Source organism: Melioribacteraceae bacterium (assembly GCA_030584085.1).
Lineage (GTDB): Bacteria > Bacteroidota > Ignavibacteria > Ignavibacteriales > Melioribacteraceae > SURF-28.
In genome coordinates, this window is record CP129490.1 from 2,397,181 (window position 1) to 2,414,033 (window position 16,853).

At 34.6% G+C, this 16,853-nt stretch carries 12 protein-coding genes; 1 reads left to right on the top strand and 11 read right to left on the bottom strand.

Features of this window, described 5'->3' with window-relative positions; genetic code table 11:
* Position 1: 1 nt before the first annotated feature.
* The 4 genes from lysX to QY331_10955 form a co-directional block, all read right to left on the bottom strand.
* The gene (lysX, locus tag QY331_10940) at positions 2-844 is read right to left on the bottom strand and encodes a lysine biosynthesis protein LysX (protein WKZ68468.1); all 843 of its coding nucleotides are present in this window, start codon (positions 842-844) and stop codon (positions 2-4) included.
* Between the two features lie 44 nt (positions 845-888).
* Positions 889-2,046: a 2-isopropylmalate synthase gene (locus QY331_10945; GenBank protein ID WKZ68469.1), complete on the bottom strand. Its 1,158-nt coding sequence runs from the start codon at positions 2,044-2,046 to the stop codon at positions 889-891.
* Positions 2,047-2,211 (bottom strand): lysine biosynthesis protein LysW, encoded by a 165-nt coding sequence (lysW, locus tag QY331_10950; GenBank protein ID WKZ68470.1) that lies wholly within the window; start codon positions 2,209-2,211, stop codon positions 2,047-2,049.
* Positions 2,212-2,373: 162 nt separating this feature from the next.
* The gene (locus tag QY331_10955; protein ID WKZ68471.1) at positions 2,374-3,612 is read right to left on the bottom strand and encodes an iron-containing alcohol dehydrogenase; all 1,239 of its coding nucleotides are present in this window, start codon (positions 3,610-3,612) and stop codon (positions 2,374-2,376) included.
* Positions 3,613-3,746: 134 nt separating this feature from the next.
* On the opposite strand from QY331_10955, the gene QY331_10960 reads away from it, so the two are divergent.
* A complete protein-coding gene (locus QY331_10960; protein WKZ68472.1) occupies positions 3,747-7,376 on the top strand; it encodes a multifunctional oxoglutarate decarboxylase/oxoglutarate dehydrogenase thiamine pyrophosphate-binding subunit/dihydrolipoyllysine-residue succinyltransferase subunit in 3,630 nt (1,209 codons plus the stop codon).
* A 103-nt stretch (positions 7,377-7,479) separates the two neighbouring features.
* On the opposite strand, the gene QY331_10965 is transcribed toward QY331_10960, so the two are convergent.
* The 7 genes from QY331_10965 to metG form a co-directional block, all read right to left on the bottom strand.
* Positions 7,480-8,745 carry a peptidoglycan DD-metalloendopeptidase family protein gene (locus tag QY331_10965; GenBank protein ID WKZ68473.1) on the bottom strand — a complete coding sequence of 422 codons (1,266 nt, stop codon included), beginning with the start codon at positions 8,743-8,745 and terminating at the stop codon, positions 7,480-7,482.
* Between the two features lie 7 nt (positions 8,746-8,752).
* Positions 8,753-9,751: a MoxR family ATPase gene (locus tag QY331_10970; GenBank protein ID WKZ68474.1), complete on the bottom strand. Its 999-nt coding sequence runs from the start codon at positions 9,749-9,751 to the stop codon at positions 8,753-8,755.
* A 12-nt stretch (positions 9,752-9,763) separates the two neighbouring features.
* A complete protein-coding gene (locus QY331_10975) occupies positions 9,764-11,029 on the bottom strand; it encodes a peptidylprolyl isomerase (protein ID WKZ68475.1) in 1,266 nt (421 codons plus the stop codon).
* Between the two features lie 4 nt (positions 11,030-11,033).
* Positions 11,034-11,873, bottom strand: a complete 840-nt coding sequence (locus QY331_10980) for a peptidylprolyl isomerase (GenBank protein WKZ68476.1) — start codon at positions 11,871-11,873, stop codon at positions 11,034-11,036.
* Positions 11,824-13,797: a peptidylprolyl isomerase gene (locus QY331_10985; protein WKZ68477.1), complete on the bottom strand. Its 1,974-nt coding sequence runs from the start codon at positions 13,795-13,797 to the stop codon at positions 11,824-11,826. Before QY331_10985 ends, QY331_10980 begins: the two co-directional genes overlap by 50 nt.
* A gap of 23 nt (positions 13,798-13,820) precedes the next feature.
* Positions 13,821-14,621: a site-specific DNA-methyltransferase gene (locus tag QY331_10990; protein ID WKZ68478.1), complete on the bottom strand. Its 801-nt coding sequence runs from the start codon at positions 14,619-14,621 to the stop codon at positions 13,821-13,823.
* A gap of 171 nt (positions 14,622-14,792) precedes the next feature.
* On the bottom strand, positions 14,793-16,826 hold the full coding sequence (gene metG / locus QY331_10995) for a methionine--tRNA ligase (GenBank protein ID WKZ68479.1): 2,034 nt from the start codon (positions 16,824-16,826) through the stop codon (positions 14,793-14,795).
* Positions 16,827-16,853: the final 27 nt, after the last annotated feature.

Genomic DNA, 16,853 nt, shown 5'->3' on the forward strand with positions numbered 1-16,853 from the left:
TTTAATTTGCTCCAACTTTTAAGACATAGTCAACTATCTTTGCGGGAATATTTACCCCGGTAGTTGTTATGCTATTTTTGAATTCCATTGTATAGTTAACTTCGTTTACCATTAATCCATCTTTTGATTCAAAAAGATCAATAGCAACAACACCACCGCCAACTGCATGCGCTGCTTTAACCGATATTTCCGCAATGTCATTTGTAACCGGACAATTAGTTGCAACAGCACCTCTTGCTGTGTTTGTAATCCAATGTGGTGATGTTCTATAGATTGATCCGATGCATTCATCACCAACAACAAAACTTCTAATATCACGTCCGGATTTCTCAACATACTTTTGAATATAAAAAATTGAATGATGGTATGTTCCCAAAACTGTTTTATGTTCAAGTATTGATTCTGCTGCGTCTCTATCATTTACTTTTGAAAGTAACCTCCCCCAAGAACCAACAGCCGGTTTTAGAACAACCGGATAGCCCATTTCTTCAATTGTTTCCAAAGCAGATTCTTCTGTAAAAGCAACACGAACTTCTGGTTGAGGAATTTTTTGTTTTCCCAACTCAACGGAAGTTAAAAGTTTATCACCGCATATAGTTGCAACATGCGAATTGTTAACACATTTAACTCCGGCACTTTCGTAAAGTACGATTGAGTGCAGTGCGCGAGAGTGATTAATACTTCGTTCAATCACCACATCCAAATCAAACTGGTCAACACCAATATTAAACGACAATTGTCGATCATCTATCATTACCAGCTCAACATTTTTTCTTTTATTGAATTCTTCAATCAAAAACTTTTCATCTTTACGAATTAACGAATGTAAAAAACCTACTTTCATTGTTTTCTCTCTTTTGCTGTAATTAATTTATGGATTAAACAGCATCAAGAAGCGAATTGCTTATGATGCTTACAAACTTCTACTATATGAGGTAATTCGGAAAGTTCGACCATTCTTCCCTTTTGGCCGATTGTCTTTATTTCTTTTAGTACTTCTTTTTTCAATTCATCTTCAATGTTATCATAATTAATAACTTGTAGAGCATAATTTAGAGAAGCCATTCCCGACATGTGATCTAATGCGAACTTCCGTTCTCTTCCAACTAATTCTGGATTTAGACTTTCATAGTGCATTGGATTGATAGCGGCAGCATGTGTATGAACTCCGGCACAATGTGTGAACGCATTCTGACCAATTACGGGGAAGTTTAAAGGTATTGGTAGATTGGCGTGCTTGCTAACTAAGTCATACAGTTCGGGTAATAATTTCAGATTCCATTTGTCAATTTTAAAATCTGCTGCAAGTAAAGTTAATAACTGCGCGAGATCAACAATACCGGCTCTTTCTCCAAGACCCAATACCGAAGCATCAACTATATTTGCACCGCCGCGAATACCGTCCATCGCGTTTGCTAATGCCAAACCTCTATCATTGTGGCAATGCACAGCTATCATCGGGTCAAGATTTTCATTTGTTAAACCATTCTTCAACTTTCTTACATAATCGTACATGTTGTGATCGGAACCGGGAATCATATAACCGGTTGTATCGGCAATACTAATAATATCTGCACCTGCTTTAACCGCTGCAACAGCAACCTTAATAACGTTTTCAAATTGAGAACGAACTGTATCTTCCGGAGTATATCTTATTAATAAATCCGGTTTAACACTTTTGGCATATTTAATCACATCGGTGATTTGTTGGATCGCCGCATCCAAATCTTTTTTGAATACTGTCGATAATCTTTCATCACTAACACAATAAAAAATTCCAATAAAACTCACTCCACAATCAAGAGCTTGATCTATATCTGATTTAACTGATCTTGAGTGTGCAGCAACTATGGCATTCAATTTCGAATGGGCAATGTTGTGAACTGCTGAGCGGATATCTTCGGTTACTGTCGGATGACCGGTTTCAATAATGTCTATACCGATTTCATCCAATAGACGAGCAATTGCAAGTTTGATGTGACGATCAAAATAAACACCGGGCGTTTGTTCACCCTCTCGTAATGTTGAATCCAATACCTTAATCAATTACTCGCCCCAATCTTCTTCTTCACTTGGAGCTTCGGCAAGTGTGAATGGATTAACACTTGTTACTTCTAATTCAGTTCCACAGTCAGGACACTCAATCAATTCACCTTTAACTGTATCTTCAGGCAGTTGAATATCCGCTGCACATACAGGGCACTCAGCCATTTTATATCCTTCATTTTTTTGAGATTAATAATTGGTGCGAAAGTACAGATAAATATTTTCTTTTACAACGAATTTTTATGAAATCAAAATACATTTTGTAAAACTTTTAATGAACTCAAAAAGAAAAACAGATCAATAACTACATCTCACAGAATTGACAAACTAAATCAAAGCGAGTTCATATATTCTCTTAATATCATCTCTGTACAACTTCACAAGATTTCCTATTGGTGCACGCAGTGATGCATTATCGGTAAGTTTGTCCAAATCTTTTTCAGTAACATTAATTTGTTTTAATGATGTTGGTGTACCAATTTCATCAAAGAACTCTTTTACTTTATCTATTGTTCGCAATGCGACATTCGCCTCATCCCCGTCAAGATCAAAAACATTTCTTCCTAGTTTAGCAAATTTTAGAATATCATTTTTATATACATATTTCATCCAAGCAGGAAACATTATCGACAGCCCAGCTCCGTGTGCTATATCATAAAACGCACTTAAAGAATGTTCAAGGGTATGCGTTGACCAATCACCCCAACTTCTTCCTGCACCATTAATTCCATTTAATGCAAGAGTTGCAGACCATGCAAGATTTGCACGTGATTCATAATTATCAGGATTAGCCAAAAGTATTCTAACATGTTTCATGGTAGTCCGTAGTATTCCTTCAGCAATTTCATCTTGTATGTCTGTGTTTTTTGTTCCGTCAAAATAAAGTTCAAACACATGCGACATTGTATCGACTGCACCGTTAATTGTTTGTTCAACCGGCAAAGTCATTTGTACTGTTGGATCAATTACGGTTACTCTTGGGAAGGAATCGTACCCTGCAGAGAAAGCCCATTTCTTTTTTTCATCTTCTTTGGTAATTACTGCGAATGCATTCATTTCTGAGGCAGTCGCTGAAAGAGTTAAAACGGTAAAAATCGGAATCCCTCTTGTAGCTTTCTTTTTTCCTTCAAATGCATCCCAAATATTGCCATCAAAAAGAACTCCGGCAGCAATTGCTTTAGCACTGTCAATAACACTTCCACCTCCTACTGCTAAAACAGCTTCAAGTTTTTCATTCTTACAAAGATCAATTCCTTTTTGCACTTTTGTTAGTACAGGATTTGGTTTAACTCCCCCGAGTTCAATCCATTCAATCCCATTTTTGTTTAATGAATCAGTGACTTGTTGATAAACTCCATTCTTGAAAATAGATGATTTGCCATAGTGTAATAAAACTTTCTTAATATTATTGGATGCTATTTCGCTTCCGATTTTTTCAATCATTCCCTTCCCAAACAAAATCTTTGTTGGATTTACAAACTCAAAATTTTTCATATTTTTACGCCTTTTTAAAATAAGATATTTTATCTTGTTTGCTGTTTTGTATTCTTGAGTTAAAACAGCCATTAATTTGCCATGAATATTCAATAATTTTCGATTTTTCTTTAATTTGAACTAAAGTGTGTCTAATTTTGTATAGAACATTATATCCTTTTTTAATTGTTGAAAAAAACTATAAACAATCGAGATAATATAAGAAAATGGGCGAAAAAGAAGTTAGTAAGTATCATCAAGAATTATTTAATCATTTCGGATACAATTACGGTTTTGTTGCCGACCTACTTGAAAAGTATTTTGAAAATTCAAATTCGGTTTCTGAATATTGGCAAAACTATTTTGACGATTTGACAAGTGGTTCGCAAAGTAAAAACGAACAAACAAAAACCGAATCAAAAGGGAGCAAAAACAAATCTGCTTCACTTCAACTTTCCCCTTCTTTTGAAATATCCGAGGAAGACGAACCTCAAAGTATAACGGGTGTCGGTGCGAAAATTATTGAGAACATGAATAATAGTTTAACAATCCCGACTGCAACATCATTGCGAACAATTTCGGTTAAACTATTGGAAGAGAATAGAAGAATAATTAACCAGCACTTAAAAAGATTACATGGTAGAAAATTATCCTTTACTCATATAGTTGCTTATGCACTTGTTCAAGCTGTTAAGAAAATGCCGAACATGAACAATTCTTTTGCGGTACTCGATAACCAGCCACATCTCGTCAAAAAACCATATATCAATTTAGGATTGGCGGTTGATATAGAACGAAAAGACGGAACTCGTTCACTTATTGTCCCGAATATTAAAAAAGCCGGTAGAATGAATTTTAAACAATTTTGTGATGCATATGATGACTTAATCGGCAAAGCAAAATCCGGCAAAATTGAGCCCAAGGATTTTCAAAATTCTACTATTACTTTAACAAACCCAGGTGGAATAGGAACAGTTTCCTCCACACCAAGGTTAATGACGGGACAAGGTTGTATACTTGCGGTCGGCGCAATTGATTATCCTTCCGAATTCAAAGCGATGCATCAAACAGCCTTGGCAAGTTTGGGAATCGGCAAAGTAATGAATGTAACAAGCACTTATGATCATAGAGTAATTCAAGGAGCTGAATCGGGTGAATTCTTAAAATATTTTGATGAGCTTTTACTTGGGCAGAATAATTTTTACGAGAGTCTTTTTGAAGATTTGGAAATACCTCAGCGTCCTGTAAACTGGAGAACCGATACAACTTCAACTCAAATCGGTGTGGTTTCCGGCAATGAAGAAATTGAAAAACAAGCGATTATTCTTCAGTTAATAAATATGTATCGTGTACGTGGACATCTAATTGCAAATCTGAATCCGCTATCTAAAACTGCTGCATACCATGAGGAGTTAGACCCCTCAACTTATGGATTTACAATTTGGGATTATGATAGAAAGTTTATCACCGGGAATCTTGCCGGTATGGCAACCGGTACACTTCGCGAAATATTGGAAGCACTTCATCAAACATATTGTGAGATGATTGGTATTGAGTACATGCATATTCAAAATCCAAGTGAAAAAGCTTGGCTGCAAAGTAAAATGGAACCGGTAAGAAATCTTCCACATTACGAAACCGATATTAAAAAACGTATTATGGATAAATTAATTATTGCCGAGGGTTTTGAACATTTTCTGCATACTCGTTTTGTGGGTCACAAAAGATTTTCGCTTGAAGGCTCGGAAACTCTAATTCCCGTTATGGATAGATTATTAGGTGTTGCGGCAGATAATGGAGTAGAAGAAGTATTTCTTGGTATGGCCCATAGAGGTAGATTAAATGTTCTATCTAATGTTTTAGGTAAAGATTATAGCAAAATATTTTCTGAATTTGAAGAAGATTTAAATCCCGATGTACCACAAGGAACCGGTGATGTCAAATATCACTTGGGAGCAAACGGAGAATACGAAACTTATAACGGTAAAAAAATAAATGTTTCGATTGCATCAAATCCAAGTCATCTTGAATGGGTAAATCCGGTTGTAGAGGGTGTTGTTAGAGCAAAACAACAAAGATCTGAAGATACCTCACGCGATAAAATTATTCCGGTTTTGATTCATGGTGATGCGGCATTTGCCGGGCAAGGAGTAGTTGCCGAAACATTAAATTTATCTCAACTAAAAGGTTATAGGACCGGCGGTACAATTCATATAATAATTAATAACCAAATTGGATTTACAACCTCTCCCGAAGATGCTCGTTCTTCACCTTATGCAACCGACGTTGCCAAAATGGTACAAGCTCCAATCTTCCATGTCAACGGTGATGATCCCGAAGCTTCTGTTTGGGTAACTGAATTAGCATTCCAATATCGCCAAAAATTTAATAAAGATGTTGTGATTGATTTATTCGGCTATAGAAGACATGGACATAACGAAGGTGATGATCCGGTCTATACTCAACCACTCATGTACAAGAAAATAAAAAGTCATCCTTCCGTTAAGCAGATCTATGCTAATAAATTAATTAGTGAGAAAATTTATACTCAAAAAGAAATAGACAAGTTTGATTCTGAAATTTTTGATAAACTTGATAAATCACTTAAAGAATCGAAGAAAACAAAAATTTCATTTAGACCTGATAGACCTTGGGCGATTTCAAAAGAAGAGTATGAAAAAAAGCATGAATCCCAAACTTCAAAGGTTAGTATTGATAAACTAAATGAAGTAGTAAAAGGACTTACAAAATTTTCCGATAATTTTACGCTGAATCCAAAGTTGAAAAAACAAATTGAGAAGCGAAAAGAATTTTTTACTGGAAGTACAAGAATTGACTGGGCATTTGCCGAAGCATTGGCGTTTGGTTCTTTATTAATTGAAGGAATTCCGGTTAGGTTAAGCGGTCAAGACAGTGCCCGCGGAACCTTTAGCCAACGGCATTTAATTCTAACTGATATGAATGACGGAAGTGAAATTATTCCTCACAATTCAATTAGAGCAGAACAAGCATTTCTTGAACCGTTAGATAGCTTCCTTTCCGAAGCAGCCGTATTAGGTTTTGAGTTCGGTTATAGTGCAGCCGATCCTAAAACTTTAGTATTATGGGAAGCACAGTTTGGAGATTTTGCAAACGGCGCTCAAGTGATAATTGATAATTTTATTTGCTGTTCTTATACAAAATGGAATCTGCCAAATAATTTAGTTTTATTATTACCGCATGGACAAGAAGGTCAAGGTCCCGAACATTCAAGCGCAAGGTTGGAACGGTTTCTGATTCTTTGTGCTGAAAACAATATGTATGTTGCTAATCCAACAACTCCGGCACAGTATTTTCATTTGTTGAGAAGACAGATGACCGACGGACAGGAGAAACCATTGATTGTAATGACTCCGAAGAGCTTACTGCGTTTACCTGCCGCCCGTTCCGAGGTTAAAGAATTTACCGATGGCGAATTCAAAACAATTATTGATGATGATCGTGTTTCGGATAAATCCTCAATTACAAATTTAATTTTTACCAGCGGCAAAATTTATTACGATCTTGTTAAATATCAGGAAGCCGAACAAAAAATGAACTCCGCAATTGTAAGGATTGAACAATACTATCCTCTCGATCTTGATCAGATTAAATCCATAATAAAATCTTATCAAAAAGTTAAAAAGATAAAGTGGGTTCAAGAAGAACCGCGCAATATGGGCGCTTGGAATTTCTTATTTCCGAAGTTCTTGGATATTATGGGATCGAAAAATAAGATTGAATACGTGGGTAAACCGGAAAGTCCTAGTCCTGCTCCCGGTTCATTAAAAATGCATACAAAGTCACAAGAGGAAGTTTTGAAGAAAGCTTTTAAATAGACGATTTGGATTGAAATTTAACGCAAACTAAAAACCCGACTTTTTGGAAAAGTCGGGTTTTTTAATGTCGCAATTAAGTTGAAACTAATAAAAAATAGAAACCTTATAAAACAGTTTTAGTCTCTTCAATTTCACCGGAAGCAAGAATTTGATCTTGTTCAACATTAAGACTATCAAGTTTTAGTTTAAGGTCTGACATAAAAGTCCAATACTGTTCATGTAATTCTTTGTCAACAGGTTTAGAAGGTGGAAATTCTTGAGTTAGAAAATTTACAGGTTTTCCGTTTACATAAAATCTAAAATCCAAATGAGGACCAGTTGATAAACCGGTGCTTCCAACATAACCTATAATTTGACCTTGTCTAACAGTTACACCTTTATTTATTCCTTTCCCAAACTTAGAAAGATGTAAATAAGCCGTTGAGTAAGTTCCATTATGCTTTATCTTTAACCAATTGCCGTTACCTCTTTGATATCCTTTTTCCACTACAACACCGTCGCCAATAGCTTGTATTGGAGTTCCGGTCGGAGCAGCGTAATCAATTCCATGATGCGGGCGGTAAATTCTTAAAACCGGATGAAGTCGGCTATTGCTGAATCTAGAACTTATTCTACCAAATTTAAGTGGTGCTTTTAAGAATGCTTTCCGTAAACTATTTCCCTCTTCATCAAAGTAATCCGGTACTTCCCCTTCTTCGAAGTAAAATCCATAATAATCCTTACCGCGATGATTAAAAACGGCAGCTTGAATCCTTCCAACCGTCATGAATTCACCATCCAGCAACTTTTCTTCATAAATAATTTTAAAACTATCACCGGCTTGGATTCCATAAAAATCTATCTGCCAAGCAAAAACCTCTGAAAGCTTCAGAGCTAGCAATGGACTAACTTTTAATTCAGCTAATGTTTGATATAATGAATTGTGAATAGTACCGGCAATTCGAGTCTCCCTTATCTCAACTTCTTTTTCACCCGAAATAACGTTGATAGAATCACTCAAATCAAACACATAATACTTTAGAGGTGTTTCTTGGTAAACAAAATACTTGACTCTGTTTACAGAATCCGGTTCAATATACAGAATGTAATCTTTGCCGCTTTGTATTTTACGAATGTCAAAAACATCTTTGGATACTTGAGCAATATTGTGAATTTGTTGATAGCTAACTTTGTGAGGTAATAGGATATCCGTCAATGTTTGATTTTTCTTTACTCGTTCTCTGATTTCGATTAATGAATCGGCAATTAAACCAAATTCATTATAAGTAATTTTCTCTTCGAGCGATAAATTCTCCTTTTCTAATTCACCATCAGAACACGCAAATAAAAAAACTAGAAGGAGAAATACTACGGCAAATCTATAATTCATGTATCTATTAATCCTTTTGATCTTGGAGGATACGGTTTATAATTTCTACCGAAGTAATTCCTTCGGCTTCTGCATTAAAGTTGGGTATAATTCTATGGCGCAATACCGGAATCATCGATTCTTTTACGTCAGAAATATTTGGTGTGAATCTACCATTCATTACAGCTTTTGTTTTTGCGGCAAGTATTAAATATTGTGAAGCTCTTGGACCCGCGCCCCAATTAACCCATTGCTTTACATAATCTTTTGTTGTGCTGTTAACTCTTGTTTCACTAACACATTTAACCGCAAACTCAATAACATTGTCAGCAACCGGTACACGCCGTATTAATTGTTGATATTTAATTATTTCGGTTGCGTCAATTACTTTGTTCAAATTGGGTTGATAACTGCTAGTTGTATTTTTTATAATCTCTAACTCTTCGTTAAATGAAGGATAGTTGAGCCAAAGATTGAACATAAAACGATCCAATTGAGCTTCCGGTAACGGATACGTTCCCTCTTGTTCAATCGGGTTTTGAGTTGCTAATACAAAAAATGGTTCTTCTACTGTATATGAATGACCAGCAGCAGTAACACGATGTTCTTGCATAGCCTCCAAAAGTGCGGCTTGAGTTTTTGGCGGAGTTCTATTTATTTCATCGGCAAGAATTATATTCGCAAAAATAGGACCTTTGATAAATCGAAAATTTCTTTGATGGGTTGTTTTATCTTCATCAATTATTTCCGTACCGGTTATGTCTCCGGGCATTAGATCAGGTGTGAATTGTATTCTATTAAAATTAAGATTCAGCACGTCAGCAAGAGTTCGTATCAATAAAGTTTTTGCTAAACCCGGAACACCTACTAATAGACAATGACCTTGTGCAAGAAATGCGACTAATAAGCTGTCAACAATTTCATCTTGACCAACAATAACTTTCTTTATTTCTTTTCTAATCGATTCAATTGATTGATTTAATTTTCCAACCAACTCAACATCTTTTGAATCCGTAAATTGTGTCAACTCTCCCCCAATCTATATTCTAAGTTCCCAATAAATTTTTTCTTTTAATTCTTCTATCCATTTAGTGTATTGCTTCTGACGTTTATGATAAATTGCTAAGCGTTTAATTTCATCATAGTCACCTTCAAAAGTTGGACGATGTTCGGGAACTCTATTATTAACTTTTATAATGTGATATCCATAAGTTTTATTATCCAGCTCTAATCTTTTGGGAAAACTAATTTCACCGATAGCCATTCCATAAACACGATCACGAAGAGTTTTATCCAATTGTGAAACTTCAAATTTGCCCAGACTGCCGCCCAACTTTGCGGTTTCGGTGTCATCGCTATATTTTCTGGCAAAGTAATCAAAGCTTTTGTGTCCTTGCATTAAACTATCACGAATTTCATTTAATGTTTCTATAGCATCAAGATCGGATTCATCATCACTGCTTACTTTGATCAAAATATGTCTAGTTTGTATTGACTCACCTCTTCTCTCCAGCATTTCGATAATATGATATCCAACCGGAGATTCAACCACACCTGAAATCTCGCCTTCGGCAAGCTGGAAAGCAGCAGCTTCAAATTGAGGGAAGAAGACTCCACGTTTCACAAATCCCAGTTCCCCACCTCGAGCTGCACTACCCGGATCATCAGAATATTTTTTTGCAAGCGAAGCAAAATCAGCTCCGGATTTAATCGAATCAAGTAAACTTTGTGCAAACTCTTTCGCTTTAGTTTTTAGTCTCTCGCCTTGTTGAGGATTAATAAAAATATGCGAAAGTTCAAATCTTTCTGGAATCAATCCTAAAGAATCTTGATATGTTTCATAAAATTCTTGTACTTCGCGACGAGTAGCGTCTAATTGCCCGAAATGTTTTTGTTGAACCATATTACTCATCATATTCTTTCGAACTTCATCACGCAATTCACGGCGAATTTTTTCGATACTCATTCCGTATGCTTGTTCCATTCTTTCTTGCGAACCATATTGTGAAATGAAGAAGTTAAGCTGATTTTGCAATTGGTTATTTACTTCCTCATCTGAAACTGTGATAGAATCTAGCTCTGCTTGTGCATATAGCAATTTTTCTTCAATCATTTTTGTTAGAATTGTATTTTGCAATTCGGGATTCTTCGGATCAATATTTCTTTGTGCCGCAACATAAGCTACTTGAAGATTTAATTCTGATTGAAGAATGATTTCATTATTAACAACGGCAATTATTCTATCTAATGATTCTTGTGCAAAAATTGTATAGACAAGAAGTAATGCAATTATAATTTTTTTCATCAATTTACCTATTAATTATTACATCGTATTTTGAGTAAAGGTCTTGAATTAATTCGTCATATTTTTGAGAATTTATCATAGCAAAATATCTTTGCTTAACATAATCTTTGATATATTCATAATCCGGGATAGAATTCGGGTCGAACACTCTAATCAGCTGAACGATATTAAAGTTACCCGGTTGCGTTTCAAATATTATACTTGTTTCACTTTCTTCCAGATTATTGAGAACAATTCTAACTTGATTTGAAATAATTTGATAATCATAAGAGAACTTCTCTGTTGTAAATTCAACAATTGATTTATCACCCGAGAAAACATTTACAGTTTTATTCCAATCACTTTCAATAAGTGTGGATCTAAATTGTATTGCTTTTGTTTCATCCGAAAACGAAGCTCTATTGAAAACAAAAGCTTTATTTGAGATATACAATTCATCTTTATTTTGTTCGTAATAATTTCTTAGAACAACTTCATCCATATTATTTTCTTGTTCATTAAGTAATTGTCTTAAGTAAAGTGCAATTGCAATTCTTTTATTACTTTCGTTTACAAGCTCGAGATATTCTTGTGTCGCAAATATTCCTTTCTCTCTTGATTCCAATTGTAATATTTCGGAATCAACCCAATCTCTAACAACTTCTTCTTTATATTTATTTTTGTTGTTAGTAAACAATAACAAAGAATCTAGATTCTCCTCAGTTAATACTCTATCTCCAACTTTTGCGACAATGGTTGGAGGAATTTCCTTTTCCTTACAGCCAAAAACGGCAAGTATAAAAATTAATATTAAACTAATTACTATGTGTTTTTGATAACCGGTCATAATATAATTCCGGTTCATATATTTTCCGTAAATTACTTAAGTATTCTTCTTCTAATTTTTTAGTCTGTTGTTCTTGCCAAATCCCCATCACTTCCGATTTTGCTTCGTCAAAACTTTTAGTTCGTGATGGCAATTTTTCAATTAATTTAACAATATACCAATCGTTTTCAACTTTGAACGGTTGGGAAATATCCCCTTCGTTCGACAAGTTGTTAGCAGCCTTTGCCACTTCACTAGAATTAACGTTTTGTAATAATTTCTCACCGGATTTACTTCTTAGTTTTGCATTTTTAGAATTTTCCTCAAGAATGGTGGAGAATTCCGCACCATCGTTTAATAAACTATAATCCTTCTTAATGTTATTTTCATCAGGTCTATAAATTACCGAATAGGAGACTCTATCTGGCCAAATAAAGCTATCCTTATTTTGTTCGTAGATAACTTCAAGTTGAGTTGTATCGACTGCTAGCTTATTCCAAATTTCTTCTTCTTGTAATTTGAAAATATAAAGTCCATTGCGATAATCATTCATCAGTTTTGCGAATTCTGTATTACCTTCTCTAAGCTCAAAAGCCTTTTTTGCCATCAATGATTCATATGTATAATCTAAGAACATTTTGAACATATTCATCTCTGTCATTTTGAATGTTTGGTAATTAGGATTGTCTTTGAACCATTCCAACACACCATCAAGTGTTATGTCCCCATCATTTCTTTTAACAATTATACTATCACCATAGTTATTTCTTAATTTACTTGTCCAATAAGTTTCACCGAATGTTAGAGAATCGTTTCCGACACTAACTTTGGCTTTCAAATCTTCATTCATTTCAAAACCGTATTCAGCTTTCAATTTGTTCAGATACTTTTCCTTGTGAGGAGCGAATAAGGTACGCTGATATGTTGATTTAAAACTTTCTTTCTCGTCTTCGAACGAAGGGTATTCTTTTATCTCGTCAAGTTGAATAATATGATAACCGAAACGGGTCTCAACTATGTCGGAGATTTCACCAACTTTTAAATTAAAAACTGCTTCATCAAAGGGTTGAACCATCATTCTTCTTTGGAAGAAACCAAGATCACCGCCTCGCTGTGCACTGCCTTCGTCATCTGAATATTTAATTGCCAGATCGTAAAAAGCTTGTCCTTCATTGAGTCTTTCTTGAACTTCTTTAATCTTTTCAAAGGCAGCATTAGTATCAAGACCCGTACCTTGTCTAAAACTAGCGAGTATATGACGTGCTTTTATTTGATATTTACGCGGCTGCTCATCAACTACTTTTAAAATATGAACACCATATTTAGTTTGAATCGGGTTCGGATATACTTCACCTTTATTTGTAGTATACATTGCATCATCAAATTCGGGGACAGTTTGTCCGGCAGTTAACCAATACACATCACCACTATCAGCTCTCGAGAAATCATCATCAGTATTTTCATAAGCAAGTTTTTCAAAATTTTCACCGTTTTTAATTCTAGTAAGAATTTCATTGGCTTTGTCTATAGCTTCTTCAGTGCTGATCGAATCGGTTCTAATCAGAATATGTTTAATTCGTTTTTCGATTTTTCTTTTTTCGTAAAAATCTTTTAAACCGGGCTCTATTATATATTTTTCTTCTATGTAGGGAATACCGACAGTTTTTGTATAATCATCAATTTCCTTTTGTACTACCGGATCATGATCGAAGCCTCGAACTTTTGCGTCTCTTAGTTTCATCTTATAGTTAACATATAGTGGTAAAAACTCTTTAATATCTTCGGTTGAGTCGGCTTTAGACTTTTCTGATTCACTTAAATTATTATAGAAAGCATCTTTCAATTCAGTATATGTGATTTCCTCTTGCCCATATTTAGCAACAACTGTTTGTTCACTCGATGAACATGAAATTAAAAGTGATATTAGAAGAACATTTAAGACAATCATTAATACTTTTCGCATATATTACCCTTGCATTTATTTTACTAAAAAATTTTGTTGTTTCCGTTTTTAGATTGATAGGACAAAGTATTTCTTTCCCAAAAAACTTTGTCTGTGTAGCCTTGGATTTTATCATTCTTATTTGTGTTAACTAAACGATATTCCGAAATGGCGGCAAATTTTGGGTCTATTTCAATTCCGCAATAACTACGTCCTAATTTTTTTGCAACGACAGATGATGTACCTGAACCCAGAAAAGGATCAAAGACAAAATCATTTTTATTAGTACTAGCTAAAACCAACTTTGCAATCAACTTCTCCGGTTTTTGTGTTGGATGTTCCGTATTCTCGGGCATTGACCAAAACGGAACCGAAATATCCGTCCAAATATTTGATGGGTAAGTAATTCTAAAATTGCCGTTTGTCCCATCCCAATCTTTTGGTTCACCGTTTTCATTTTTATAAGGGGCAATGACTTTACGTTTAAGTTTAACGTCTTCTACATTAAATGTATAATTGTTGCCGAGAGTACAAAACCAAATGTCTTCGGAGTTTTGTTTCCAGTTTGATTTAGAACCTCTACCTTTTTCGCGTTCCCAAGTAATTCGATTTCTTACTTTAAAATATTTTTCTAAAACTAGGTGTACCGAAGTTGAACTATACCAATCAGAGCAAAAATAAATTGATGCATTTTCTTTTAATGTATGAAATACTCTTTTTATTAAGTCATCAATCCATTCAGCGTATTCATTTATGTTCTTTTTTGTAAATGTACTCGAGTTGAAAGTTTTATAAAGATTATAAGGTGGATCAAGAATTAAAAGATCAACAAAATTATCCGGCATAAATTGAAGTGCCTCAAATGTATCCTGCCGGATTGTTGTATTCCTTATTTTCGAAATAGACGCTTTAGAATCTAATTGAATTAGAGTTTTAGAAATTTCCCGAGCCTTTTGCTGACTAATTTTTAATGTTCTATTTCGTACGGTTTTCGTATTTAAATTCATAGATATAAGTTACTTGACTTTTGCTCCGGATGGAACATGTTGATCGACTTCAATAACTGAAACACCCTCACCGCAATCAGCCGCTAAGATCATTCCTTGTGACTCATTTCCAAAAAGGTTAGCAGGCTTCAAATTTGAAACTATTATAACCTTTTTGCCAACTAATTGTTCCGGTTTATAGCTTTTTGCTATACCGGCAACAACTTGTCTTTTTTCGTCACCAATTTTAACCTGAAGTTTTAGAAGCTTGTCACTTTTGGGGATATTCTCAGCTTCAATAACTTCTGCGACTTTTAATTTTATCTTAGTAAAATCTTCTATCGAGATTTGTTCCTCTTCAATTACTTCGACATCAGTTTTTCCTAACTTATTAATTTGTTTTTCGATCACTTCATCCTCAATCTTTGTAAATAATATACTGGCTTCATGTAATCGGTGACCGTCATCTAAATTCTTTCCAGTATTTGAGAACCAATCAGTAAGTTTTGCATTCAACATTCCCAGAATTCTTTCTGATGAAGTTGGGATAATCGGATTTATCAATATTGCCAAACTATATATAGTCTGTAAACAAATATTTAGCGTAGTGCCGCATTTCTCTTTATCTGATTTAATAGTTTTCCATGGCTGAGAATCGTTAAAATATTTGTTACCGGCACGAGCTAAATTCATAACCTCTAGTGTGGCTTCTTTTATTTTATATTTTTCTATAAGGTCACTTACTTTTTTAGGATAGGACTCTAATAGAGAAATCATTTCTTTATCGATATCAGCTAGCTTGGATTGTTCCGGAACTCTTCCTTCAAAATTTTTATGGACGAATGTAAATGTTCTGTTGATAAAGTTACCTAAGATATCGGCCAATTCATCATTATTTTTTGATTGAAATTCCTTCCAGTAAAAATCAGTGTCTTTATTTTCGGGTAAATTTGACGCGAGTGTGTAACGAAGAGAATCTGCCGGGAAAAGATTTAGAAAATCGATCACGTCTATTCCCCAACCACGCGATTTTGAAAATTTCTTTCCTTCAAAATTTAGAAATTCATTAGCCGGAACATTTTGCGGCATAATAAATTTTTCCTCATTAACATCATTCCAAGCCATTAGTATTGCTTGAAAAATAATTGTATGGAACACAATATTGTCTTTACCAATAAATGCAACATATTTTGTTTTTTCATCCTGCCAATATTTTCTCCAAAGTTGCGAATCATTTTTCTGTTTCGATAATTCCATAGTGGCAGAGATATAACCGAGCACGGCTTCAAACCATACATAGATTACTTTTCCTTCAGCATTATCAAGTGGGACTTTTATTCCCCAGTCTAAATCCCGAGTAATTGCACGATCGCCTAAACCTTCTTTGAACCAATTTTTACAATATTTTAGAACATTGTCTTTCCAATTATACTTTTCGTGCATTTCATCTATATATTTTTCAATTCGATCTTGAAAGTTTCCGAGCGGGAAAAACCAGTGAGAGGTTTCTTTTAATTTTGGAGTTTCTCCGGTTACTTTACTTTTGGGATTTTTTAATTCCGATGGATCATATAATGATCCGCAACTTTCACATTCATCACTTCGTGCTTCTTCGTATCCGCATTTCGGACAAGTACCTTCAACATATCTATCAGGTAAAAACATTTTAGCTTTTTCATCATAAAACTGTAATGATTTTTTTTCTTTTAGAAGTCCTTGATCATAAAAACTCTTGAAAAAATTTCGAGCGTTTTCATGATGAATTGGAAGTGAAGTTCGTGAATAAATGTCGAAGGACATTCCAAATTTTTCAAAAGCTTCTTTGTTGATATTATGATAACGGTCAATAATTACTTGCGGTTTAACTTTTTCTTTATCTGCTGTGATTGTTATAGGTACTCCATGTTCATCCGAACCGCATATATAAAGAATATCACTACCTTTAAGTCGATGATATCTCACATAAATATCTGCCGGTAAATAAGCGCCGCTGAGATGTCCTAGATGAATAGGACCATTGGCATAAGGCAACGCCGATGTGACCAAAATCTTTTCTTTTTCCACGTAAAAACCATTTTTAATTAGCTCTAA

Bases quoted from the DNA above. Each gene is read 5' to 3' on its own strand.
- lysX (WKZ68468.1), bottom strand. From the start codon at position 844: ATGAAAGTAGGTTTTTTACATTCGTTAATTCGTAAAGATGAAAAGTTT.
- lysW (WKZ68470.1), bottom strand. From the start codon at position 2,211: ATGGCTGAGTGCCCTGTATGTGCAGCGGATATTCAACTGCCTGAAGAT.
- QY331_10955 (WKZ68471.1), bottom strand. From the start codon at position 3,612: ATGGCTGTTTTAACTCAAGAATACAAAACAGCAAACAAGATAAAATAT.
- QY331_10960 (WKZ68472.1), top strand. From the start codon at position 3,747: ATGGGCGAAAAAGAAGTTAGTAAGTATCATCAAGAATTATTTAATCAT.
- QY331_10965 (WKZ68473.1), bottom strand. From the start codon at position 8,745: ATGAATTATAGATTTGCCGTAGTATTTCTCCTTCTAGTTTTTTTATTT.
- QY331_10975 (WKZ68475.1), bottom strand. From the start codon at position 11,029: ATGAAAAAAATTATAATTGCATTACTTCTTGTCTATACAATTTTTGCA.
- QY331_10980 (WKZ68476.1), bottom strand. From the start codon at position 11,873: ATGAACCGGAATTATATTATGACCGGTTATCAAAAACACATAGTAATT.
- QY331_10985 (WKZ68477.1), bottom strand. From the start codon at position 13,797: ATGCGAAAAGTATTAATGATTGTCTTAAATGTTCTTCTAATATCACTT.
- QY331_10990 (WKZ68478.1), bottom strand. From the start codon at position 14,621: ATGCCGGATAATTTTGTTGATCTTTTAATTCTTGATCCACCTTATAAT.